General features: G+C 42.7%; 20 protein-coding genes. 13 read left to right on the forward strand and 7 right to left on the reverse strand.

The window, feature by feature from the left end; genetic code table 11:
* Positions 1-81 precede the first annotated feature (81 nt).
* A complete protein-coding gene (locus tag KSX81_RS22090; RefSeq protein ID WP_004297886.1) occupies positions 82-639 on the forward strand; it encodes a YdeI/OmpD-associated family protein in 558 nt (185 codons plus the stop codon).
* A 57-nt stretch (positions 640-696) separates the two neighbouring features.
* On the opposite strand, the gene KSX81_RS22095 is transcribed toward KSX81_RS22090, so the two are convergent.
* The 4 genes from KSX81_RS22095 to KSX81_RS22110 form a co-directional block, all read right to left on the reverse strand.
* Entirely contained in the window at positions 697-2,448 is a 1,752-nt protein-coding gene (locus KSX81_RS22095; RefSeq protein WP_004319019.1) for an ATP-binding protein, read from the reverse strand.
* A 172-nt stretch (positions 2,449-2,620) separates the two neighbouring features.
* Positions 2,621-4,813: a VapE domain-containing protein gene (locus KSX81_RS22100; protein ID WP_217725854.1), complete on the reverse strand. Its 2,193-nt coding sequence runs from the start codon at positions 4,811-4,813 to the stop codon at positions 2,621-2,623.
* Positions 4,814-4,940: 127 nt separating this feature from the next.
* A complete protein-coding gene (locus KSX81_RS22105) occupies positions 4,941-5,198 on the reverse strand; it encodes a hypothetical protein (RefSeq protein WP_162614073.1) in 258 nt (85 codons plus the stop codon).
* Between the two features lie 454 nt (positions 5,199-5,652).
* Positions 5,653-5,898 carry a DUF4248 domain-containing protein gene (locus KSX81_RS22110; RefSeq protein ID WP_004297879.1) on the reverse strand — a complete coding sequence of 82 codons (246 nt, stop codon included), beginning with the start codon at positions 5,896-5,898 and terminating at the stop codon, positions 5,653-5,655.
* A 295-nt stretch (positions 5,899-6,193) separates the two neighbouring features.
* Here KSX81_RS22110 and KSX81_RS22115 point away from each other — a divergent pair, with 295 nt between their 5' ends.
* The 8 genes from KSX81_RS22115 to KSX81_RS22150 all read left to right on the forward strand — a co-directional run bounded on the left by KSX81_RS22115 (position 6,194) and on the right by KSX81_RS22150 (position 15,431).
* Positions 6,194-6,709 (forward strand): HU family DNA-binding protein, encoded by a 516-nt coding sequence (locus tag KSX81_RS22115; RefSeq protein ID WP_175353641.1) that lies wholly within the window; start codon positions 6,194-6,196, stop codon positions 6,707-6,709.
* 50 nt (positions 6,710-6,759) lie between these two features.
* Entirely contained in the window at positions 6,760-7,227 is a 468-nt protein-coding gene (locus tag KSX81_RS22120; protein WP_004318862.1) for an N-acetylmuramoyl-L-alanine amidase, read from the forward strand.
* Between the two features lie 143 nt (positions 7,228-7,370).
* A complete protein-coding gene (locus KSX81_RS22125; RefSeq protein WP_004297873.1) occupies positions 7,371-7,472 on the forward strand; it encodes a smalltalk protein in 102 nt (33 codons plus the stop codon).
* A gap of 126 nt (positions 7,473-7,598) precedes the next feature.
* Entirely contained in the window at positions 7,599-10,580 is a 2,982-nt protein-coding gene (locus KSX81_RS22130) for a hypothetical protein (RefSeq protein WP_004297871.1), read from the forward strand.
* 13 nt (positions 10,581-10,593) lie between these two features.
* Positions 10,594-13,827, forward strand: coding sequence for an RHS repeat domain-containing protein (locus tag KSX81_RS22135; RefSeq protein WP_059365488.1), 3,234 nt, complete (start codon positions 10,594-10,596; stop codon positions 13,825-13,827).
* 9 nt (positions 13,828-13,836) lie between these two features.
* Positions 13,837-14,265 (forward strand): hypothetical protein, encoded by a 429-nt coding sequence (locus tag KSX81_RS22140; RefSeq protein ID WP_004297868.1) that lies wholly within the window; start codon positions 13,837-13,839, stop codon positions 14,263-14,265.
* Positions 14,266-14,385: 120 nt separating this feature from the next.
* Positions 14,386-14,865 carry a hypothetical protein gene (locus KSX81_RS22145; protein WP_004297867.1) on the forward strand — a complete coding sequence of 160 codons (480 nt, stop codon included), beginning with the start codon at positions 14,386-14,388 and terminating at the stop codon, positions 14,863-14,865.
* 311 nt (positions 14,866-15,176) lie between these two features.
* Positions 15,177-15,431 (forward strand): hypothetical protein, encoded by a 255-nt coding sequence (locus KSX81_RS22150; protein ID WP_004297864.1) that lies wholly within the window; start codon positions 15,177-15,179, stop codon positions 15,429-15,431.
* A gap of 76 nt (positions 15,432-15,507) precedes the next feature.
* On the opposite strand, the gene KSX81_RS22155 is transcribed toward KSX81_RS22150, so the two are convergent.
* Positions 15,508-16,557, reverse strand: a complete 1,050-nt coding sequence (locus tag KSX81_RS22155; RefSeq protein ID WP_032849065.1) for a leucine-rich repeat domain-containing protein — start codon at positions 16,555-16,557, stop codon at positions 15,508-15,510.
* Positions 16,558-16,660: 103 nt separating this feature from the next.
* On the opposite strand from KSX81_RS22155, the gene KSX81_RS22160 reads away from it, so the two are divergent.
* Entirely contained in the window at positions 16,661-17,557 is an 897-nt protein-coding gene (locus KSX81_RS22160) for a CPBP family intramembrane glutamic endopeptidase (RefSeq protein ID WP_004297862.1), read from the forward strand.
* Here the strand turns inward: KSX81_RS22160 and KSX81_RS22165 are convergent.
* Positions 17,529-19,661 (reverse strand): Tex family protein, encoded by a 2,133-nt coding sequence (locus KSX81_RS22165; protein ID WP_004297861.1) that lies wholly within the window; start codon positions 19,659-19,661, stop codon positions 17,529-17,531. The genes KSX81_RS22160 and KSX81_RS22165 overlap by 29 nt on opposite strands.
* 118 nt (positions 19,662-19,779) lie before the next feature.
* Here KSX81_RS22165 and KSX81_RS22170 point away from each other — a divergent pair, with 118 nt between their 5' ends.
* The 3 genes from KSX81_RS22170 (at position 19,780) to KSX81_RS22180 (ending at position 24,443) form a co-directional block, all read left to right on the forward strand.
* Positions 19,780-21,708 (forward strand): sensor histidine kinase, encoded by a 1,929-nt coding sequence (locus tag KSX81_RS22170; RefSeq protein ID WP_004326853.1) that lies wholly within the window; start codon positions 19,780-19,782, stop codon positions 21,706-21,708.
* A complete protein-coding gene (locus tag KSX81_RS22175) occupies positions 21,705-23,447 on the forward strand; it encodes a bifunctional metallophosphatase/5'-nucleotidase (protein ID WP_004297856.1) in 1,743 nt (580 codons plus the stop codon). The genes KSX81_RS22170 and KSX81_RS22175 overlap by 4 nt, the downstream gene beginning before the upstream one ends.
* Before the next feature lie 93 nt (positions 23,448-23,540).
* The gene (locus tag KSX81_RS22180; protein ID WP_044917626.1) at positions 23,541-24,443 is read left to right on the forward strand and encodes a helix-turn-helix domain-containing protein; all 903 of its coding nucleotides are present in this window, start codon (positions 23,541-23,543) and stop codon (positions 24,441-24,443) included.
* Between the two features lie 2 nt (positions 24,444-24,445).
* Here KSX81_RS22180 and KSX81_RS22185 read toward each other — a convergent pair whose 3' ends face one another.
* Positions 24,446-25,030: a Crp/Fnr family transcriptional regulator gene (locus tag KSX81_RS22185; RefSeq protein ID WP_004297853.1), complete on the reverse strand. Its 585-nt coding sequence runs from the start codon at positions 25,028-25,030 to the stop codon at positions 24,446-24,448.
* Between the last annotated feature and the right edge of the window lie 3 nt (positions 25,031-25,033).

A 25,033-nucleotide genomic window follows, 5' to 3' on the forward strand; every position in this document is an offset into this window, starting at 1 on the left:
ACTCCCATACATGAAGTCTGATGAATAACCAATTTAACAGCAACCTATTCTCAACAATGGGTTGCTGTTCTTTTTAGCACTATGGAAATAAAATATTTTGAAAACAGAGAAGATTGGCGAAAATGGCTGGCAGACAACTTTGAAAACGCCAATGACGTTTGGTTTGTATTCCCCTCCAAATCTTCGGGCGAAAAAAGTGTTACATACAACGACGCTGTCGAGGAAGCCCTTTGCTTCGGATGGATCGACAGCACCATAAAGGCGCTCGACAAAGAACATAAAATCCAGCATTTCACACCCAGAAACCCTAAAAGTTCCTACTCGCAAGCCAACAAAGAGAGACTGAAATGGTTGCTGGAACATAATATGATTCACCCTGATAGGGAAGATAATATACGAAAAGTATTGTCAGCCCCTTTTGTCTTCCCGAATGATATCATCGGAAAACTGAAAGAGGATAAAACAGTATGGGAGAATTACCAACAATTTTCCGATGCGTATAGACGTATCCGAATTGCATACATTGAAGCTGCCAGAAAACGACCGGAAGAATTTGAAAAGCGATTGAACAACTTCATCAATAAAACGAAGGAAAATAAAATGATAAAAGGATTTGGGGGAATTGAAAAATACTATTAAGAATGTCCTCTTTATTCATTTATAAGATTCATCCGCACATTTCATGTGGCTGGTAGTCTATTCTACCTCCTCCATCAGCGCCAGTTCCCAACTGCGCCACACGATCGTAGTCAATTTCAGTCCTCCTTTCTCACGAGCTTCCGCTACACATTCATCCTTGCTATAGCGAATCAACTGTTCCCGCGCATCATCGGCAAGCGCGCGTATCTCTTTCTCCGACGCTCCTGCTTTCGCATACTTCACCTCCAATAGATACGTGTACGGTGGAGATACGGGTGCCGCCGGACTGGGCTTAAAGAAGAAATCGGCAAAACCCTTATTCATCTCATATTCCGGATATAGTTGATAATAGCGGAACATACTTAGATAGGCGAGGAGGAATCCTTTGATATGAGCTTCCCCTTCTATGTACTCCCTTATCCGGCTCTGCTCCCGAATGGCCTCTGCCAGAAATTCGAACATCGGTTTCCAGTCTCCTTTGAAGGACATATTCTCAAACAGAGTGCGCAAGCGGTTCACGTCGAGCTTGAAGATGTCATGACGGGCATATCCCTGAATCAGGAAATTGAATAGCTGTTCGCGAACCACCAGATTGGGAATGTGCAGGATGGGACGCCCCATCATATCCACCCCTTTGATAGAAAGCAGTCCGAAATAGAACAGCAGAGATTTGAAGTTGCCCACGTCTGTCATTTCCAGTGCGGAGAAATGGGTGACTATCTCAGTCACTATCTCGCCTTGCTCCGCAATCTCCTTGATGACGGAGAAATTTTCTCCCAGTCCATGGTCGAGACGGACAAGGTAGGCAAGCTTGTTAAAGTCCGTGCGGATATTGGGATCTACAATCTCTTTAGGTTTCACTCCGTGCAATATCAATGACTTCATACAGTAGAGCACCATGTCCGAGTTGAACATACAATCTGCTAATTTATTTTCACTGAAGCAATAATTGTCATAGTTAGGCTTCATCATTGTCACCGCATCGTCTACCGACATCGGGAGAGCGCCTTGTTCCTTGTAATACGTCAGCATCTCGCGCAATTCCTTCTCGCTGAAACCTACAAGGTCGTTAAACCATGGGTCGGTGGTGATATTCGTTCCGATGTTGAATCCGCTTGTCACGTCATCCATTGTCACCGGGCTTACTCCCGTGATGAATAGGCGGTTGACGGCAGAGCCCATTCCCGTCGTGGCGGCTTTGATTACATTGAAAAACCTGCGGATATATCCTTCTCCATGTGTCGCTTTCCGATATAAGTCCGTGCCGTAAGTAGAAAGAATGGTATTCGTGAAATTATCGTATTCATCAATCAGGAGATAGATTTTGAGGTCTCCCTTACGGGTAGCATAGGTATTGATTGAGGACAAAAAGGCGCCGGGATCCGCTTGCGTTTTTTCATCCAGAACATTCCAAATGTCTTTTCCCAACAGATGCTCGTATCTATAAACAAAATCAGAAAGCTTCCCGCAACAATGCAAACGGAAAGATTCCTCCACCTCATTGACATTCGAGCTCACCTCCGAGAAATTGAATCTCATGATGAGAAACTGGTTATGTATCGGCGTAGGATGCTGCCCGATATACAGATGGCCGAACAATTCGTCGAACTGGTCGGCATACCGAACGTCATAATAAGCCTCCAGCATCGCCAGCGTCAGACTTTTCCCGAAGCGCCGGGGACGGATCAGGAACAGATAAGACGGTTGCATTTCTATCTTTTCGATAAACATCGTCTTATCCACATAATAATAGTTTTCTTTTTGGATGCGACCGAAATCCGTCAATCCGTATGGTATTTGCTTTATCATATTGTGATTCCTTTCTTTATTCATCATTCATATCGAAGCAAATATACGGAAAAACGGATGAATGTGACACGTTTAATGCCACTAATTTATCCGTTTATCCGCTATTTTGTGCAAAAACGACTATCCGGAGGAAAACTGCCATTTCGTGGGAAAACTGCTATCCGCGGAAAAACTACAACTCCAACCCCGTCTGCACCGGAAGCTGCGGGCGTATTGAATTTTCTTTGCGCTCTTCGGCCGAATACTCCACCACCCAATATTCCGTTATGTTGTTGGAGGTCTTTCGTGATTGGAAATGATTGCTTTCCAGTACCGTGACCAGCATTTTTTTCGTCTGTGTATTGGCCTGTGTGCGCCCGTTCATGCTCAATACCGACAGCAGGTAGGAGGCAGGATACCATTGCGCCTGAATATCATTCTGTCTGGCTGCCCGGAAATAGAAGAAAAGATTCTCCTCTATCGGATCTTTTTGGCGGAACGCCTCATTGCGGTTGTTGAGAAACGTAATCTCCTCGTTCTCATACCAGTACTGAAATCCCTGCCGGTAGAGTGCGTATGCCTGTGCGTATATCCCCTCATGATTGACAGGCGTGTGATAGTCTATGTTCAGAAGAGTGCTGAACAGGATACGCCTGTTTTCCTTGACATCCGGCATACAGTGCGGATTGTTGGTACTGGCAATGAACGATGCGCGGCGGATATACGTATAGTTCTGGATGTCATAGACCTTACGCTCGTTTACCACGTCTTGGGTGATAAGACTTTTCAGGTTCTGCATACGCTCGGGGGAGAGCGTGTCAAATTCATCCAAGTTGATGAGCAGGCAAGACGACAGTTGCAGCAAATGGTTATTGTTCTCGGGAATAATCATGCCATTACGATAATAATCCTTCAGTTCCGGCGGGAGGAGATGTCGGATAAAGGTACTCTTTCCTTTTCCCTGTGCGCCGTGTAATAGCATCAATTGGTGGTTTTGCACGTTGTCGTCGATGGCGCACGCTACCATTCCCACCAGCCAGCGTCGGAAACTGTCTTCGAAAAAAGCTTGGTCTGCCGCTTGTACAGTTTTCGTCATTTGTCCGATGAAGTCCGTTTTCCCGTTCCATGCCTTGCGGGAGGTGAAATAATGGACAAACGGGTTGAACGGCTTTGCGTAGTCCGAGTCTACAACAGCTTTCAAATCAGCTTGCGTACAGCAAATCTTATTTATATGTGCGTTGATATAGAATGTATTAATATCCTTTGTACGAACTGCGTTGAAAGGCGGCAACTCTGTTTCGGGCAGGGCGGGCATTATCTTCCGGAATTCGATTTGTTCTTTCACTACGTTTCTTCTGGTTTCGTAGTGTTCGTCCATAAACTTGATAATCTGGCAGATTTTCGGTTCTTTCTCTTTTTCTTCCGCCTGATCGGTCTTTGAGGTATATTGGTAAGCATTGTGCAAGGGCAGTTCGAGGTCGAAATCGGGTAGGTCGCCGAAATGGCTGTGTGCCAGACTGACGGACTCCTCTTCCGTGATATGGCGGTGGTAGCACTGATTGCCGAGACAATAGAAGAAATTGTCCCGGTTGCCTATCTCGAGACGTTCTTTGCGTTTGGTGTACTCCAGCGCCTTGCGGAAGTCGAGTTGCACTTGCAGGTCGATGGGCGACGCATTCTCCTGCACGGGGAGGAGCGGGGATCGTTTTCCCGGATTTTTGCGCTTCTTGTTTTTACATTCTTCTTCAGTGGGCAATGTCACTTTTACGGTCAGCGGCTTCACGTTTTCCAGTCGTTCGGGAGAGAGGAAAGCATCCGGATCGTGCGACACGAAGAATCCGCGTCCCGGATCGCTCCCGCTGGTGTCTACTTTGGTATTGAGCAGCTTTTCATATTGGCTGCTTGCCAGGGCGTACATGCGGTGGTGATAGCGTTCGAGGGGGGTGAAGTCTACGGTTCCCAATGCGTTCAGTTCGGTGCGTAAGGCTTCCGCCTCATTGCCGGTGAGGTAGACAAAGATCTTCAGCCCGTGCATCCGTGGGCTGACGAAACTGCCTAACGTGTCGGGGCAATCGTTCACCAGTTGGCGGAATTCCGGGATCTTTTCTGCCGGCATATGGTCACAGTCGAGCGTGATGATGTCCTGATACTTGTCCAGACTGTAAGCCAGCCTTTCCTTGGCGTAAGTAGCCGTGATGGTGCAGTAGGGCAGTTGCTTCTTCATGTGGTCTGCTTTCACCGTGTCTCCTGCATCCATTGCTTCCCGGAGTCTCCGGATTCTGTCGCGATAGACATCTCCCCGGATAAATTCGAACATTTGCCGGATACTGATACTTCCTGATACGAGTGATAATCCCCTGTATGTCGTTATTGAGATATTTTCCATTTTAATTGTTGATATGATTTTAAGTTGTGTCAATATTAACACGCTGCAAAGGACGGCTTTTCTTGTAGATAAAAAAAACTGCTTTTTGTACTCAAAAAGCAGTTTTTTAACAGTCGGTTCTTTAATGCTAATCGTCAAAAAGCGTTCTTTTCAGTCTTTGTATCTCACAATCAATCTCTTCCACGCTTAATGATTCGTCCGAATCGTTTGATTTCTTGAAATCAACAGCCAGATACAACAATTCTGCAAAGTATTTGGGACCTTTAATCTTAAAAGGGGAGTCATGGTCATAACAGAGATGGACAAAGGGAAGGAGAAACTTCTTGCGGTCGCGCGGACTTACCTCTATTCTGTTGACATACAAATTGTTGACAGTGCCAAGCATTTGCGTGATAAACTGGGATACTTGGGGAAACTCTTCCTTTTCGAGTGTTACAGCCTGCTTGTTCTGATAAACGAAGCCTTCGGAAAAAATGTCTTTTTTCTCATGATTTTAAGTGTTATTTGATTACTGTTAAAAAATGTTGGTTTAAAAAGACGCAAAGGTACGTTTTATTTTGTTCCTGTCATTTACTTATGCTGTTTATTCTCTTTATAGATTTTATTTGATGGAAAAAGCGTGTAATTGAGGTGGAACCCCTCCACCTCAATTACACGCTTTTTTCTATATAAAAAGAATATTCTTTCGCGCCCGCGCACGTGTACATTATTATATAAGCTTCATTATAGCTAATTCTGATTTCATTATAGCTAATTCTGATTTCATTATAGCTAATCTCGATTTCATTATAGCTAATTTTATTTTCGTTATAGCTAATCAGCACTTGCCCTAAAGAGATTCATGGCTCATCGAGATACCTCACGATGAGTCGTACCTGTCTTGCGCTGTAAGCGTGGTCGTTCTTTCCTTCGCCGCCGCTATACATTGCGTCATATAATTCCTTGTTATTTCTGATCCACTCCCTCATTTTCCGCATGGCATACACCAACGGTACATAAGGATTGTATAAATGTGCCAGCTCCGATTTCAAATACGGACGTATGACAAACGGCTCCTCCGCTATCTCTTCTTTTTCTGCTTTCATATCTTCGGAAAATTAATTTTATCGTATTCCAAATATACGGAAAATCTCCCGCTTGTCCAAGTATATAAGTCAAATAAAATCACTCTGAATAAAAGTAAATACATTCTGAATGAAAGTAAGACAAACTAGGTCAAAGTAAGACAAAGTACGTCATTTCATCCCCTTATAATACGCTATCTTTGAGGTATCGAAAGAAAAAGAAACAGAGCTCGTTCCTCTCTTCCGATATTGATTGCGGTAACCGCGGTTTGTAATATTTATTTTTCAATTATTAATTCTCAATTTTTAATTTATCATGGCAATACCATTTAAAAGAATGGGTCGTAAAGACCCGAGAAAGGTTGATGGGGTGGTGAAGTATCATCCGCAACTTGTGACGCAGGGACAGAGTGTAGACCTGGATAAACTTGCTTACACGATGAAAGAGAAAAGTTCCCTGTCGCTGGGTGACATTCAGAGTGTGCTGACTAATCTCGTAGAAGCGATGCGTACGGCGCTGTTCGACGGTAAATCCGTCAATATCCATGATTTTGGTGTATTCAGCCTTTCCGCTACCACGCGGGGAGTGGACACGAAAGATGAGTGTACGATGAAGAACATCAAAACGGTCAATATCAATTTCCGTCCTTCGAGCAGTGTTCGTCCTAATCTGACGTCTACCCGTGCCGGTGAGAAAATCGAGTTTCTGGATCTCGACGCACCCAAGAAGAAGAAAACCGATGGTGAAGATCCCGGTGATGAAGGTGGTGGAGAAGATGTCGGTGGAGGCAATGGAGGCGGTAGCGGTGAAGCTCCGGACCCGGCAGCTTAATTCATAGAGTGTAGATAATGCTTACAACTGATAAGAAAAACAGTGGCACTATGATGAGAAAGATTGATTTGATCGTGATCCACTGTTCCGCCACTCGTGCCGACCGTTCGCTCACCCCGGATGATCTGGAAACTCAACATCGGCGGCGTGGGTTTAACGGAACAGGTTATCACTACTACATTCGCAAAGACGGAACAGTGCACCTCACCCGACCGATTGAACGTATCGGTGCGCACGTGAAAGGATTCAACTTGAACAGTGTAGGTATCTGCTACGAAGGCGGTTTGGATGGCCACGGCTCTCCGGCAGACACGCGGACACCGGAACAACGGGCGGCACTCAAGCTGCTGGTTCATCAATTACTTGAGACTTATCCTGGTAGCCGGGTGTGCGGTCATCGCGATTTAAGTCCCGACCGCAACGGAAACGGGGAGATTGAGCCGGAAGAATGGATCAAAGCGTGTCCGTGCTTTGAGGTGAAAGCGGAGTTTGGAGCTTCCAGTCACGTAGAGGACTAATTTTCAGTAGGATAACAGGAAAATAAGGTAAGAGAGTTTTCAGGAAGTGATAGATCATTGAAAGTAACTAATCATTAAATGTAATTAGTGATTAAAAGTAATTAATTCTTCAAAGAGCGTATGGAAAGGAGGTGTGTAAAGTTATGGCAGTCAAGAGATCCCTTTGGGATATGATTCTGAAAGTCGTCATTGCGGTGGCTTCGGCAGTGCTGGGCGTTGTGGGCGGTAATGCGATGAATCTGTAAAAGTGATCACAGGTCGCACGAAATAGTTGTTTGGTTAGCTCCTTTTGCAGGTTGTTAATTTGATAATAGTTGATGTGTGGCCTGTGTTTTTTTATTTAGAATGAAATAATTAATAATGAGTTGTATATGAAAAGATTATATATCTTTATTTTTTTAGTGGGGTTACTAGGCAACAATATTATGTATGCGCAGATTCCTGCTTCCTCACAATCGTTACCTAGTCCTAATGTAGCGGCCTTGGGACTTTATGGTGAGATTCCGGTTTCAAAATTTACAGGTATGCCGGATATATCCGTTCCTATATATGAAGTTCCTGTCGGAGATTTTAAATTGCCGTTTTCTCTCCATTATCATGCCGCCGGGATACGTCCTGACCAACATCCGGGATGGGTAGGAATGGGGTGGAATTTAAATACCGGAGGAGTTGTATCCAGAACGGTGAAGGGCAAGCCTGATGATTGTAATGTGAAAAATCATACCTATTTGATGAATATGGGATATTATTTTCATTCCGAAACATTAAATACGCCTCAATGGAATACGCAAGACTATCTCAAAGAAACAGCTCAAAGTCATGGTGGAGCAGATTTTGAGCCGGACGAGTTCGATTTCAATTTTTTGGATTACCATGGAAAATTTATGTTGAATAGTGACAAAACATGGATCGTGCAATGTGACAGGCCTGTAAAAGTGGATTTTAGTGGTAATTGGATGGATGTTCCGTTTGAAAAAGCGAATACGGCATTTCAATATTCCGGATATTCGCCTTCTTTTGATGGTTTTACTTTGACTACTGAAGATGGCACTCAATATATCTTTGGTAAAGAACGGAATGCCATTGAATATTCTATCGGATTTTTTCAGCAAGCTACGGATTTTTGGACAGCTACAGCCTGGTATCTGACAAAAATCATCCTGACTAACGGTCAGGAAATAACTTACACATACGAGCGTGGTGATTTTATCAATCAAATGTTTATTTCACTGTATGATGATTTGGGGTCTTTTACATTTGGTGGCGGAATCTTGACTCCGGAGTGCTCATCTTCGAGCCATACGGCCATTGAAGACAGTTATCAGGGAAGTCTTATATCTCCGGTTTATCTCAACCGTATTTCTTTTCCCGAATGTGAAATAACTTTTGCGCGTGAAGTGACTACGGAATTGAGATATTCACAGGATATTTATGCTTCTCAATATATGTTATGGCGCAAAAATCCAAAATATCGTTTTCTGAATTTTCTTGCAGATAATCCTTTGGATGATAATTATCCGAATTGTTTGGACAAGTTGAAATGGTATAAGTTGAGTAACCTGGAAATAAAAGATAAGAAAGGAAAGTGGATTCGGGATTACCGTTTCTCGTACAATGACAACGCCTCACAGCGCCTGATATTACAATCTGTTTCTGAATTTGTATGGGGAGCAAACGGACGAAATTTTAATATGGAGTATGACTTTCCGGAGCAGTTGCCCCCTTATCTGTCCGGAAAAGTAGATCACTGGGGATTTTACAACAATCGTTTGATGACCGATAATTATGCCACTCATTACGATTCTCGCGAACCTAATGCGGATGTTTTGACATTTGGCGTTTTGAAAAGGCTGCACTATCCCACGGGAGGATATACACGTTTCGTTTTCGAACCTCACGAGTATTGTAAGCAAGTGAAAATGAATCGATGGGAAGGGTACGAGGATACATTCCAGCCGAAAATAGCGGGAGGACTAAGAATAAAGAAGATAATAAATAGTGATACAGGATTGGAAAGTGGTGAAAAAGTAGAAAAAGAGTACTTTTATGTGGATGATTATTTAGTTAATAAAGAAAAAGCAAGAATCTCAAGCGGTTGTCTGGGAGGACAGGTGAAGTACTATTTTGATGATTATCAGGTAGAAGGTACCGGGGCGGATAAAGATGTAAAACGTATAATAAGAAGATTCAGCAGCCAGTCTGTGCTACCGGCATGTATCAATTCTTCCGGAAATCATATCGGCTACAGTGAGGTGATTGAAAAAAGACCGGACGGATCTTTTATCCGTTCTAAATATACCAACTTCGATAATGGACACATGGACGAAGCCCCGGAAGCAATCATACTTCCGAACCGAACGCCTTATGAACCTTGTGCTTCCAGATCGGTAGAACGGGGAAAACTTCTTTGTGAAGAACTGTATTCGGCAGGCGGTATTTTAAAATCGAGCAAGTATCTGACCTATGAACGCTCTTCCGACCTTTACGTAAAATCAATGAGGACATCTCTTGATTATATTTGCCCGACCTCATTTATAACTTATGCCGACGGTTGCTCATACAAGGTCTATTTGTATGATTACAGGCTGAAAAGCGAGAGTGATACTTTATACGACAATCCCTCTTTTCCGATAAGTACGCAGACTGATTATGAATATGATCCGGACGGCTTGATAAAAGTAATTTCAGAAAGTGCCAATGGAGGAATAAGAAAACAAACCTATAAAAGGATCCGTGAGTCCAGCTCGGATATATATACTCAAATGGTACAAAAGCATATACTTTCTCCGATTGTCGAAGAAAAGGAATATTCTATTTCCGATGATGGAACCAGCCGGCAACTGAAACAGGTGAAATATGAATATGTTCCTATAAAAGGAGTATCCGATCATTTTTTTCCTTGCTATTCTGCCTGGGAAAGGGTAGGTGAGGGCGCTTTGAGAGAAGTGTACAATTGTATTGATTATGATGCTTTGGGACATCCTTTATATGTTGTCAGAAACGAGGGTAAGACGGTTTACCTTTGGAGCTACAACTATTTGCATCTGGCAGCGGAAATAAAGGGAGCTACCATTAGTGAAGTCCGAACAGCTATGGGAGGAGACCTCGTGCCGTTCATGCAAGCCGGCACACCGGATCGTGCGAAACTGGTGCGTCTAAGAGCTTCTTTGCCACAGGCGCAAATAACATCCTATACGTATCAGCCGATGACCGGAGTTACCTCTGTAACGGATCCGTGCGGAGTGGTCAGTTATTATGAATATGACCTCTTACAGCGGCTCAATAGACAAAAAGATAATTATGGGCGAACCATAAAGGCTTATGATTATCGGTATTCTGTAAATTCCTATTAAAAGAACAAGAAATATGAAAAATCATATATCATTATTTATATTTGCCATAGCCCTGCTTTCAGGACCTGTTTCTGCAAATGATCTTTCCATGACAGCCGTAAAAGACACCCTGGCTTCCATACCGGGAGAACATAATTACATTTATGTACGAACACCACTTGGAGAGGATGAAGAAAAAAACTATGATGAAATAACATTCTATGACGGACTTGGACGTGAGCTCGATTTTGCACAAAGTTATGGAGCAGACCGTGCCGGTGCTATTATGGCTCACCATCACCTGATAGAATATGATAGTTTAGGACGGAAAGAGAAACAATGGCTCTCTACGAATACTAGCTTTTCTTACATGTCTCCTGAAGATTTGAAGGGTGGTGTCTTGTGGGATTATCATGATGCAGGTAAAAGAAGTTATTTGCAAACTAACTATGAATCGTCCCCTCTAAATCGTATTACAGAACAATATGGAGTGGGGGATGCTTGGGGAGATCATCCTGCCCGTATGGAATATCTGACGAATATTCCGGCTGATTCATTGCGTTGTTCGTTCTATTTTATAGATGATAACGATTCACTGATTCGCAGAGGAGATTATCGGTCGGGAGAATTGCAGGTGACAAAGGCCACGGATGAAGACGGGAAACCGACTTACACCTTTGTTGACAAACAGGGGCGTACGCTACTGACCCGGCTAGGTAGAGGGAATCAACAAGCGGACACCTATTTTGTATTCGACCGCTTCGGAAGAATACGCTATGTTCTCCCACCCATGATTAATGATGAAATATCGGCAGGAAATCTCGATTTGTACGCATATCAATACTTGTATGATAGTTTCGGACGCTGTATTTCGAAGAAACTACCTGGCTGTGCTGCAATAGGTTATGTTTATGACAAAGCCGACAGGGTTATATTGTCACAGAATGGAAATCAGTCACAGAAAAAAGAATGGACGTTCACATTCTATGATAATCAGGGAAGGCTTGCATTAACAGGACTTTGTTCATTCAATGATCCTCCTTCATTGGATAATTCCATAGTAAGGGCTTATCGAACGACTTCGGAGAAAGACGGAGTGCTTCATTCCGGGTATGAAGTAGAGCATTTTCCTTATACGCTATCTTCTCTTTTACAAGTGAATTACTATGATGATTACAACTTCACAACGGACACCCAACTCGCTTTCGGGCTGGAGAAGAAAGGTAAAGTGCAGTATGATTCTTTATATATCAATCACGAAGCCTCCCTTATCTCCGCACAAGGGAGACTGACCGGGACTAAAATAAAAGTGCTGGATGATGAGCGATATTTGACAAGTGCCTTATATTATGACTATAAAGGCAGAATAATACAGGGACGTTCCCAAAATCATTTGGGCGGGTATGACACAGACTTTTATTCATATACATATACTGGAAAGTTATTTGCCAGATTACATACCTATCAGATTGGGAACGGAAAGCGGCACATGGAAGAATATACCTATGAATATCTGGCAGATGGAGAACTTAGGGATGTATATCACCGCGTTGATAATGCGTATAGAGCCAATCATTTGCTTTACTACACGTATGACAATGCCCGCCGGGTGTTTTTGAAAGATGTGGGAGGATTGGGTGCCTATACAATGTATACGTATGACGTCCGTGACCAGGTAATAAAAACGATGTGCCGCTTTTTTCTTTCTGAAGAAATTTCTTATAATGCAAGTCCTGGCATCCCCTGTTATAATGGCAATATAAGTAGCCTAGCATGGCGGAGTGAGGAAGATGATACGGACGGCATCAGTAAAGGTTATCGTTTTGCCTATGACAGCATGAACAGGATGACTGATGCCTGCTATGGTGAAGGAGAAAATCTGACCGGCAACCTGAACTGTTATGACGAACAGGTCACTTCATTTGATAAGAATGGCAATATTCTCGGTTTGTGTCGTAATGGAGCTGTCGGTCCGGCAAGTTTCGGAGCCATTGATAGCTTGAATCTGTCATATCAGGGCAATCATTTGCTTAATGTGACAGACCACGCAAAGAATAATATGTATGGAAGTACCACTGATTTTAAAGACGGCATCCGATCATCAGCAGAATATGCTTATGATTTAAATGGCAATTTGATTCAAGATTTAAACAAAGGAATTTCGAGAATCCGGTATAATTGCTTAAATTTGCCGAGTGCGATAGAGTTTACCGACGGACGTACAATCAGCTATCTTTATAGTGCCGACGGAACGAAACTGGAGGTCATCCATGCGATGGGAGATTCTATCACCACCACTGATTATTGTGGTAAAGCGATCTATGAAAACGGAAGTCTCGACAAGATTCTTCTCGATGGTGAAGGTTTTGTTTCTTTCGCGGACGATGTTTCCTATAGTTATCATTTCTTCTTGAAAGATTACTTGGGTAATGTTCGTGTCGTATACAATGAAGATCGTGAAGCGGAAGAGGTGAATCATTACTATCCGTTCGGAGGAATCTTGGCTTCATCCACCCCTTCGGTTCAGCTTTACAAGTACAACGGAAAAGAACTGGACAGAAAAGGTGGTCTGGATTGGTATGATTACGGGGCGCGGATGTATGATCCGGTATTGGGAAGATGGCATGTGGCAGATCCGATGAGTGAAAAGAATTATTCAATTACTCCTTACGGGTATTGTTTAAATAATCCGGTGAAGCATATTGATCCTGATGGCAAGCAAGTCATCCCCGTTCCATCCCCTCTTCCTCTACCATTCTATTATCCTTTGACGAACACGCAATCTTATAGATTGCCTTCAGATCAACAGATAATGAGACATACATCGGGGAAATTTGCGGAATTAGGGCAGATTATAAATCATACTCCTAAAATGTCTTATGCCTTTGGAACTCTTTTATTTTATCAGGCAAAGAATGCGATTAGTCCTGAATATGAGCACCAAAGAAAAAGAGACAGGAGGAATAAAGAAGGATTGGACAGGAATCAGGCGAATGTGGCGGAAAGTATTGATACTAACGTGTCAGGGATGATGCCTAATGGTGATCCGGCTCCGAAAAGAGATCCTAAAGATAAAAAGAGAATAATAAAAGTTGGGAAAAAAGTAATAATAGGGTTAGCTATAGATAGAACATATATGGAATTAACAAATCCTGATCCCACTCAAGATGCTTATGAAACTCATACAAATCAAGTTGAAGGTAGAGAAGAATATTCAACAGATTATGTAGGGGATATTTATAATTGGATAAAAAAACTATTTGAATAAAAGCAATATATGGGAGATATTTTTATATTAATATTTAAGAGAATTACTATTTTTAATAGTATTTTAATGATAATTCATTGCTTATTCCATCCTGATTTAGGAGAATTTGAATATATGTTTATTGTTATAATATTATTACTAATTTCATGGATTGCATGGCTGACAGGCAAGATGTTAAACTTTTTGTCAAGGAATAAAGGTCTGAAAGAAAAGAAAACTGAAACAAATAATATTGTTAAATCTTTTTGTTTGAAATTTAGCCGGGATATAGATGTGATATATGCAATTTTTTTTGCAATATATTTGGTCTTCTATAGTCACGAAAAAGCAATAGTTTATTTAATATTACTTCTGTTTGGACTATATCTTGGAAACAAAATAGCAATAAGAGCTAATCAATATATAGTAGATCAAGCAAATAAAAATATTACTCCTTAAAACCTCAACATTATTACTCTGATGTGAATAGCTAAAGTTTAGTGAACTCACATCAGGGTATATAAACTACAAGATGAAATATGGTAAATAAATAAACTTTAACGACGAACTTATTATTATATGAGATATCTATTTATAGCAATATATAAAAAGTCACTACTATGGTTTAGCTTTATGATGATTCCCTATTGTATTTTTTCCTCTTTTTTATTTGAGTATCCTGCTTTAATATTTATTATTAGGGTAATACTTGCAATTGCGTTATCTATTATAGCGATAGGGGGAATGATGAGTTATCTATTCCCTTATATAGAGATACTCAAACAGCCATTAAAGGGAAAAGGTCTTATTCGGGCATTATATTTGAAATCTGATAAAATAATAACGCGATTATATTGTTGTTTTCTTGTGGTATATATAGCTTTTTCTATTGAATATAAGTCTACATTATACAATTATCTGTTATTGCTTTTAATAGGATTATTTCTTGGATATAAAATAACCATGAAAGCGGAGAAATATACTTTAGAAGAGATTAATAAGAAGAAACAAGAACGTAAAATGAAGCAAGCCAGCAAGAAAGAATCTCATATTCGCTAAGAGGACAAGAAATTAAAAACAAATAGTGTGTTTAGAGTTATGCTGCAACAGACACTCAATCAAAAATTAGCGAAGAACATAATGCTTATGATATATTTGAACCTATTAAAAATAAATTAGATGACGTCTTTTGGAAAAATTGGTAAATATCTTATATATATACAAAACTTGCTGTATATTCTATGTTTTATAAAAATACTATTCTCGTTGTTTTTCTATGAGTATGAGCCTTCTTTTATGAAGGACATGGCTTTTACTTTACCATTATTATTAGCACTGATTGTAATACCTATTATAAAAAAGAATATAAAATGAAAGATTCTAAATTCAGATATTATTTATGTTATTATTCTCACCTGTGCTTTTTCTATAGTTTTTGGGGATATTTTTTTATATTAATTATTTTGCATCTTCTTGGCATGGAAATGAATGCGTATTTGGGTTACTTATTCTTTCTGTTATTTGGATTATGGGGAGGAAGTGCTATTGCATTATCTGCAACTAGTTATATGAAAAAGATAAATCATGAGGAATTGGGGAAAAAGCAGAATTCTAAAGATTCTTAGTGTCCTAATATTCAAATAATTTACCCTGATATAAGTTGACTAATCACCAATTTATATCAGGGTAATTTCTTTTTTTTTATTTCTTATAAACCAACTTACTCGGAACTCCCTCCCCGAACAAATTATCACCCAGCGTCGTAATCTTATTTCCGGTAGCCAACACATAGCGAAGATTATCGCATCCCATAAAAGCACCGAATTCAATAGCCGTCACACTGGCCGGCAGCTCCAGCGTGCCGCAAAGGCGACCGCAGTTGCTAAATACCCGTTGTCCGATAGATTTCAGATTATGAGGTAATTTCATATTCAACAGATACTTCTTCTGTGCGAAAGTGAAGTCGGGGATAGCTGTTGCGTTCGTTCTGGAAATATCGACAGAGACGAGATTCGGCATATAATCGCGGATCAGTTTGAAGTCGGCGTTGTCCAGCTTACCTTCAACGGTCAGGAAGTTGATGTCTCTGGGTTGCAGTCCCGCTTTCAGAATCTCTTCTTCCAGTTTACCCATGGCGCCCACTTGCAGGGTAGTCTCTACCGGTTCCCCCTCGATAAACGCAAAGTTTTGCCATCTGTCTTTGTAGCGGTAAGAGTCGCTGCTGCCCAGGGGGACGAAGATAGCGGTAACGCTGTCTGCCAACGCTTCCGGCAACAGGTTGGGAGCTGTCTTCTTGCGGATCTGGCAAATTTTCAGGTTCTCGCAACCTTTGAAGGCGGCATCCTCTATATTCTTCGTTTTCTCCGAAAGAATCACTTTCTCCAGAGTGGCTTTACCTTTGGTCACTCCGCCTACTACATTCGAGAAAGCATAGGCAGGGATGAAGTTCGGCATATAAATGTAGAATTTTCCATTGGGATAAGTACCGGCTTTTCCGCTGTACATCTTGATTTCTGCGTTCGAAATATCCAATACTTTCAGATTGGCAAATTCGTCACGGAGATGCCGGAAGTCCTCTGCATTCAGTTTTCCGGTCAGTGTGAGGTGGGTGACACTGTTGGCTTCCTCTTCAGTCATCATGGAAATCAGCGTACCGGGCTTACTCACATAATACGTCTTACTCACTTGGGCGGCGGCTCCTAATGCATTAGCGGCCAGTAAGAAACTTATCAATAGTAGTTTAATTTTCATAATTTTGTAGATTTGTTCTGACAAATATAGGAAAAATAGAGAATACATGATGTTTTTTTATGTTTTATATCTAATTTTGTAGCCGGATTAACAAATTGTAAAAATGGAGGCAGACAACATAGATGGGAAGAAAGAACCCAAAAGACTTCCTGTGTGGGCATGTATCTCGCTGTTTATTGTGGTACTTTTCATATTTATTGGATTGTATGGGACACTGGTTAGCGGAGGCTTGTCGTTGGTTCTTGGAGTGGAGGCTCGTCATCCGGGAGTAGTAGGGTATATTTTCGTGGAGGCCAGTATGCTTTTGGCTGTTCTTACTGCTGCCGTAATCTTGCTTCGTCTCGAACGTCGTCCGTTTTCTGATTTGGGACTTTCTTTAAAAGGACATGCCAGTGGACTGTGGTATGGACTTCTGATGGCAATCTTGCTCTATTTGCTGGGTTTCGGAATCTCTGTTGTTTTGGGAGAAATAGAAGTCACCGGTTTTCAGTTTAAGCCGTTGGATTTATTGGGGTCGTGGGTGTTTTTCCTGTTAGTGGCGTTGTTTGAAGAGATTCTGATGCGCGGCTATATCCTCGGACGTCTGCTTCATACTAATATGAATAAATTCCTGGCGCTCTTCATCTCGTCGGCATTATTCGCGTTTATGCATATCTTTAATCCAGAAATAGCTTTCCTACCGATGCTTAATCTCTTACTTGCCGGTATGTTGCTGGGTGCTTCCTATCTTTATACCCGGAATCTGTGTTTCCCTATCTCTCTTCATCTTTTCTGGAATTGGATTCAAGGTCCGATTCTAGGTTATCAGGTGAGCGGAAATAATTTCACGACGAGCATGCTGACTTTGCGTATGCCCGAAGAAAACGTACTGAATGGCGGAGCCTTCGGTTTTGAAGGCTCGCTCATTTGCACAGTACTTATGATTGTTTTTACGATTCTGATCGTGTGGTGGGGAGAAAAAAGGGAAGCAATCAGTCTTGCTGTACCCCGATCATACTAAGCTGAATCCGTTTCCGGTCATAATCTACATTCATCACTCTGACCATGACGTGTTGATGGATGGATACCACTTCCGTCGGATCGGAAATGAACCGTTCCGCTAATTGCGAGAGGTGCACCAGTCCGTTCTCCTTAATACCTATATCGACAAACGCCCCGAAATTGGTGATGTTGCCTACGATGCCCGGAAGAATCATTCCTTCGCGCAAATCGGCTATGGTGCGCACGTTCTTGTCGAATTCGAAGACTTTGATAGCCTTACGCGGGTCACGTCCCGGCTTGTCGAGTTCCTGCAGAATGTCCTGTAAGGTGGGCAGACCGACGGTAGGGGTGATGTAGGCGGAGATGTTAATCTTCCGGCGGAGTTCCTTGTCGGCTATCAGTTCGTCGATGGTACATTTCAGGTCTTTGGCCATTTGCTCTACGATGTGGTAGCTTTCCGGATGCACGGCGGTGTTGTCCAGCGGATTCTTGGCTCCGGGGATGCGGAGGAATCCGGCACACTGTTCGAAAGCCTTGGCACCCATGCGAGGAACTTTCATCAACTCTTTCCGTGAACCGAAAGCTCCGTTTTCCGCCCGGTAGTTGACGATGTTTTGAGCCAGTTGCGGTCCCAGTCCGGAGATATAAGTCAATAGATGGCTGCTTGCCGTATTCAGGTTTACACCGACCAGGTTCACGCAATTCTCTACTGTCTGATCGAGCGCTTTTTTCAGTTTTGTCTGGTCTACATCGTGCTGGTATTGACCTACACCGATGGATTTAGGATCTATCTTCACCAATTCTGCCAACGGGTCCATCAGGCGGCGGCCGATGGAGACTGCTCCCCGCACCGTTACGTCATAATCGGGAAACTCGTCGCGGGCAATCTTCGAAGCCGAATAAATGGAAGCTCCCTGCTCACTGACTACAAACACGGGTATCTGACGGTCGAAGCTTTGGCTGTTGATGAAATCTTCTGTCTCACGGCTTGCCGTTCCGTTGCCGATGGAAATGGCTTCTATCTGATAGGCCTCAATCATCTTGCGGAGTTTGGAAGCAGCTTCTCCTGTTTTGTTCACGGGAGGATGCGGATAGATATTCTCATTATGCAACAGATTGCCTTGTGCATCGAGACAGACAACTTTACATCCCGTACGGAATCCGGGGTCGATGGCGAGCACCCGTTTTTGTCCCAATGGAGGGGCGAGAAGAAGTTGACGGAGGTTCTCGGTGAATACCCGGATGGCTTCCTCGTCGGCTTTTTCTTTGGATTGAGCGGCAAATTCTGTTTCGATGGAGGGCTTGAGCAGACGCTTGTAGGCATCGACTGTGGCTTCGTCCACCTGCTGGCTACACTCGTTGTTGCCACGTACGAACTGACGTTCCAGGCGTTCGATGCAGGCCTCGTCGTCGGGATTGATAGACACTTTCAGCACCCCTTCCGACTCTGCCCGGCGGATGGCGAGTAGACGGTGGGACGTGCAACGTTTCAGTGGCTCGGAGAAATCGAAATAATCGCGGTATTTCGCTGCTTCTTCCTCTTTTCCTTTCACTACTTTGGCACTAATCTCTGCCTGGCGGCTGAACTGATTACGTACCGTGTTGCGGGCACGTTCGTCCTCGTTCACTTGCTCTGCAATGATGTCACGGGCGCCTTTCAGGGCATCTTCCACATCTTTCACGTCTCCTTTCACGAAGGAGGCAGCCTTGGTACTAAGATTGTTTTCCCTTTGCAACATCAGGATGGTGGCAAGCGGTTCCAACCCTTTCTGGCGGGCTACTTCAGCACGTGTCTTCCGCTTGGGTTTATAAGGAAGATAAATGTCTTCCAGTTCCGTCGGATTCCAGGTGTCGTTGATACGTTTCTCCAGTTCGGCAGTCAGTTTTCCCTGCTCGTTGATGGTGCCGAGAATCGTTTCTTTCCGTTTGGCTATGTCGCACAACTTATCGTGTTGCTCTTTTATTTGCTCTATCTGCACTTCATCCAGTCCGCCGGTAGCTTCTTTACGGTAACGACTGATGAAGGGAATCGTAGCACCTTCACCCAAAAGATGGAGCGTACTACTTATTTGTCTTTCCGGTATACCCAGAAAACCGGAAATCATCTTGTGAAATAATTCCATAATTTGTATTTTTTGAGAGTAAATGAGCGACAAAAATACATATAAATCTGCTAAACCCGACAAGTTTTACTATATTTGCAACTCAATTAATGAATTAACACATCAAAACTGCATAATTATGCTGGGACGTCTTGGATATCTTTTTATCTGTTTCCTTTGGCTTCTGCAGTCAACGGAAGTATTGGCTGTCTCTAAAGATAAGAAACCTATTCTGATTATTTGCTCTTATAATCCGGCAGCACACCAAACCTCGGTCACTATTTCCGATTATATGGATGAATATAGTAAGTTGGGAGGACAGCGCGACATTGTCATCGAAAACATGAACTGTAAAAGTTTCTCGGAGGCTCCGTTATGGAGCGCGATGATGACGCAGATTCTGGCTAAATATCAGGGAGAAAAGCATCCGGCACAAATTATTTTATTAGGACAGGAAGCGTGGGCTGCCTATTTGTCGCAGAGGGATGAAATGCAGGTGAAAGTGCCGGTGATGTGCAGTCTGGCCAGTAGTAATGTGGTGATATTGCCAAAAGATACGGTGGAAAACCTTGATTGCTGGATGCCCGAATCTGTCGATATCTTTGAAGATCATCTGGATATTCCCGAACTGGAATCGGGATTTATCAATCAATATAATATAGAAGGTAATATCTCCATGATTCAAGCTTTCTATCCGAAAACGAAACACATTGCCTTTATCTCGGACAATACTTATGGCGGAGTGACTATGCAAGCGTTGGTACGAAAAGAAATGAAGAAGTTCCCCGATCTGGATTTGATTTTGATGGACGGCCGGAGACATTCTATTTATACCATCGTTGAGGAATTGAGACAGCTGCCCGAAAATACGGTTATTCTGGTGGGAACGTGGCGTGTGGATATGAACGAGGGGTATTTCATGCGGAATGCGACGTATGCCATGATGGAGGCTACTCCTACCATCCCGGCTTTTACTCCTTCATCGGTGAGCCTTGGATATTGGGCGATAGGAGGAGTGCTGCCCGATTATCGGAAAGTGGGAGGAGAAATGGCTATGGAGTCCATACGGATGGATCAGCACCCGGAGGATACGGGGAAGCATCTTTCGATCATTGGCTCTAAAGCGGTATTGGATAGCCGGAAGGTGAAAGAGTGGGGGCTGCACCCAAGCGTGTTGCCTTTTAAAGTGCAGCTTGTCAACCAACCGGTTTCGTTCTATCAGCAATATACTTATCAGATATGGTCTGCTTGTGCTTTGTTCGTGATTCTGGTACTTGGCTTATGTATCTCTCTTTTCTATTATTTCCGTACGAAACGTTTGAAAGACGAGCTTCTGAAATCGGAGAAGGATTTGCGTGTAGCGAAAGACAGGGCGGAAGAGTCTAATCGTCTGAAGAGTGCTTTCCTTGCCAATATGAGTCATGAGATACGGACGCCGTTGAACTCGATTGTCGGCTTTTCGGATGTACTGGCAATGGGCGGTAGCACGGAGGATGAACAGCAGTCTTATTATAAGATTATCAAAACCAATTCGGATTTGTTGCTTCGTCTGATTAATGATATTCTCGATCTTTCACGTCTGGAGGCGAACCGGGTGACTTTGACGTGGGAGGAATGTGATGTGGTGCAGTTGTGTAGTCAGGTGGTTGCCTCTGTTAGTTTTTCACGGCAGTCGTCGGACAATCAGTTCTTGTTTTCCACTTCTTTTGAAACTTTCCGGATGGTGACGGATGTGCAGCGTATGCAACAGGTAATCATTAATCTGCTGTCCAACGCCGACAAATTTACGAAACGCGGGAAGATTACCTTGGACTTTTCTGTGAATGAGGAAAAGCAAATGGCTATTTTCTCGGTAACGGATACCGGATGCGGTATCCCGAAAGAAAAACAGGGACTTGTGTTCGAGCGTTTTGAAAAGCTGAATGAGTACGCCCAGGGAACCGGATTGGGATTGTCTATCTGTAAATTGATTGTGCATAAATGGAAAGGAAGTATATGGATCGATCCTGACTATACCGGTGGGGCACGGTTCGTATTTTCGCATCCGCTAAATATAGAAAAAGAATGAAACGAATAGGATTTATTTATGGCTTGCTTTTCTGTCTCGTACTGTCTGTTGCGGCGCAGGAAAAGGTGGTGAAGCTGAAGATTGTGGAAACGAGTGACGTACATGGTAATTATTATCCTTACAATTTTATAACCCGCCACGAGTGGAAGGGTAGTCTGGCACGTATTTATTCTTTCGTGCAGAAAGAGCGTGAACAGTATAAAGAGAATCTGATATTGCTGGATAATGGTGATATTTTACAGGGACAGCCTACTGCCTATTACTATAATTATATAGATACGGTGTCTCCTCATCTTTGTTCGGAAATGATGAATTTCATGAAATATGATGCCGGTAATATGGGGAACCATGATGTGGAAACGGGGCGTGCTGTGTTCGACCGTTGGATAGCCACTTGTGACTTCCCTGTGTTGGGTGCCAACATCATTGATACGTCTACGGGAAAACCCCATCTGGCTCCTTATAAGGTGTTGGAACGTGATGGCGTGAAGATTGTGGTATTGGGTATGATTACTCCTGCCATCCCTGCATGGCTTTCTGAAAATCTGTGGAAAGGCTTGCGTTTCGATGATATGGAAGAGACGGCACGCAAATGGATGAAGATTATCCGTGAAAAAGAGAATCCGGATTTGGTGATCGGATTGTTTCATGCCGGACAGGAGGCTTTCAAAATGTCGGGCAAATACAATGAGAATGCTTCTCTTAACGTAGCGAAGAATGTACCTGGATTCGATATTGTATTGATGGGACACGATCATGCCCGCGAATGTAAGAAGGTGATGAATGTAGCCGGAGATTCGGTGTTGATTATCGATCCGGCCAGCAATGGAATTGTATTGTCTAATGTCGATGTGACCTTGAAACTGAAAGATGGAAAGGTGCAGAGCAAGGACGTCAAAGGGGAGTTGACAGAAACGGAAGCTTACGGAATCAGCGAGGATTTCATGAAGCGTTTTGCTCCGCAATATGAGACGGTGCAGAAGTTTGTATCCAAGAAGATCGGCACTTTTACCGAGAGTATCTCTACTCATCCTGCTTTCTTCGGTCCTTCTGCTTTTATTGATTTGATACATACTTTACAGCTCGATATAACCGGAGCTGACATCTCTTTTGCCGCTCCGCTTTCGTTTGATGCGGAGATAAAGAAAGGGGATGTGTTTGTCAGTGATATGTTCAACTTGTATAAGTATGAGAATATGCTGTATGTGATGACGTTGTCCGGAAAGGAGATTAAGGATTTTCTGGAGATGTCTTATTATATGTGGACGAACCAGATGAAGTCACCGGAAGATCATCTGCTCTGGTTCAAGAAGAAACCTCGGGAAGGTGCGGAAGACAGGGCTTCTTTCCAGAACTTCAGTTTTAATTTCGACTCGGCTTCCGGCATTATTTATACGGTGGACGTGACAAAACCGAAGGGAGAAAAGATTACGATTACGAGCATGGCGGACGGTTCTCCTTTCCGTATGGATAAGATATATAAAGTGGCCTTAAATTCTTATCGTGGTAATGGTGGTGGAGAACTGTTGACGAAAGGATCGGGTATTCCGCAGGAGGATTTGAAGGACCGCATAATTTTCTCTACAGATAAAGATCTTCGTTTCTATTTGATGAATTATATCGAAAAGAAAGGTACGATGAACCCCAAAGCCCTGAATCAGTGGAAGTTTGTTCCGGAGAAATGGACAGTGCCGGCTGCCCAACGTGATTCTGTATATTTATTCCGGTCTGTTCAATAAGTAACTAAAAGTGTTCATTATGTCTGATAATACTCTTGAACGGCTTGTATATCTGATTAAATGCTGGTATATTTGTCGCAAAAAAGAGAGAGTATGTATATTCAAAATGTTCCCAAAGTAGGTATTTCTTCGGTAGTTCATTCTAAACATATAGATTCTGACAACATTGATGTTGTTGATAACGATATAGCGCTCTTCGATACGGAGAGCGTTATATCGTTGTATAATGGACCGACTAAACTGGAGGTGTTGACGGTAGGTCTTTGCCTGGAAGGTACTGGTACTTTTAATATTAGTTTACGTGAGTTTCAACTGTTCCCCGGATTAATGGTGATCGCGCTGCCTAATCAGATTGTCGAACAGCGGTGTTTCAGTTCCGACTTTAAAGCGATATTCTTTGCTGTGTCGAAGAACTTGTTAGAGACATTGCCTAAGATCAGTAATGTGCTTTCCTTATTCTTTTATCTGAAAGATTACCCGTGTTTCAATCTTACACCGCAGGAGCAGGAGACTGTGAAGGAATATCATGCATTTATCAGAAAACGATTGAAGAATAAGGAGGCTTTATATCGTAAAGAAGTGGTAATGGGCTTGATGCAAGGGTTCTTTTTTGAACTTTGTAATATCTTTACCAATCATGCGCCAGCCAATGCTACTACCATGAAAAATAAAAGCCGGAAAGAATATATTTTCGAACGTTTTTATGAGTCTTTAGTGGAGTCTTACCAGTCTGAACGGAGCGTGAAATTCTATGCTGACCAGTTGTGTCTGACGCCGAAGCATCTTTCGGGAGTAGTGAAAGAGGTCAGCGGAAAAACGGTGGGAGAGTGGATCGACGAACTGGTGATTCTGGAAGCAAAAGCACTTCTGAATTCTTCAAGCATGAATATTCAGGAAATTGCCGATCGGCTGAATTTTGCTAACCAGTCGTTCTTTGGAAAGTATTTCAAGCATTACACCGGTATGTCTCCTAAAGGATACCGGAAAAGCCGCTAAAATCATAGAACACCGGAGCGCACACGGCTTAGTGTCTCCGGTGTCATCAAAAGATAAGAGGCGATGTATGCCAGAGGTGCACGTTTGATAATTTCCGGATGTGTTTCGAGCAGGAGGTTATAGCGTTCGCGGGCGGATTCAAAGCGCCAGGAGTCTGCTTTAATCTGTGACACAATCAAGGAGTATTCCAGTATCTTTTGGTAGAACATATTGATTTCCCAGTTCTCTTTTGCCAATTTTTGTATCATGTCGCGAGGGAACAGGTAGATAATGGAAGGTTCGAGGGTTTCCACGATTAGCCGGGTGGGTACTTGTTTCAGAAAACTCTCAATGCACATCACGATACATCCTTCGTATGAGAAATGTTCGGTCACGTCTTTCCCATTCTTGTAATAGTACTGCCTAAGCATCCCTTTGCCGACAAATACGATTTCATGAGCTACTTCTCCTTCATTCAGCGCTATTGCTCCTTTGGGAAATTCTTCACGAATCAGTATACTTTCTATCTGTCGTCTTCCTTCTATACTCATTTCCGGAAAGCGGGAATTTACAACAGCATTTACAGTCTCTCTTAATAATGTATCCATATC

Source organism: Bacteroides sp. MSK.18.37, from assembly GCF_019129155.2.
Classification (GTDB): Bacteria; Bacteroidota; Bacteroidia; order Bacteroidales; family Bacteroidaceae; genus Bacteroides; species Bacteroides ovatus.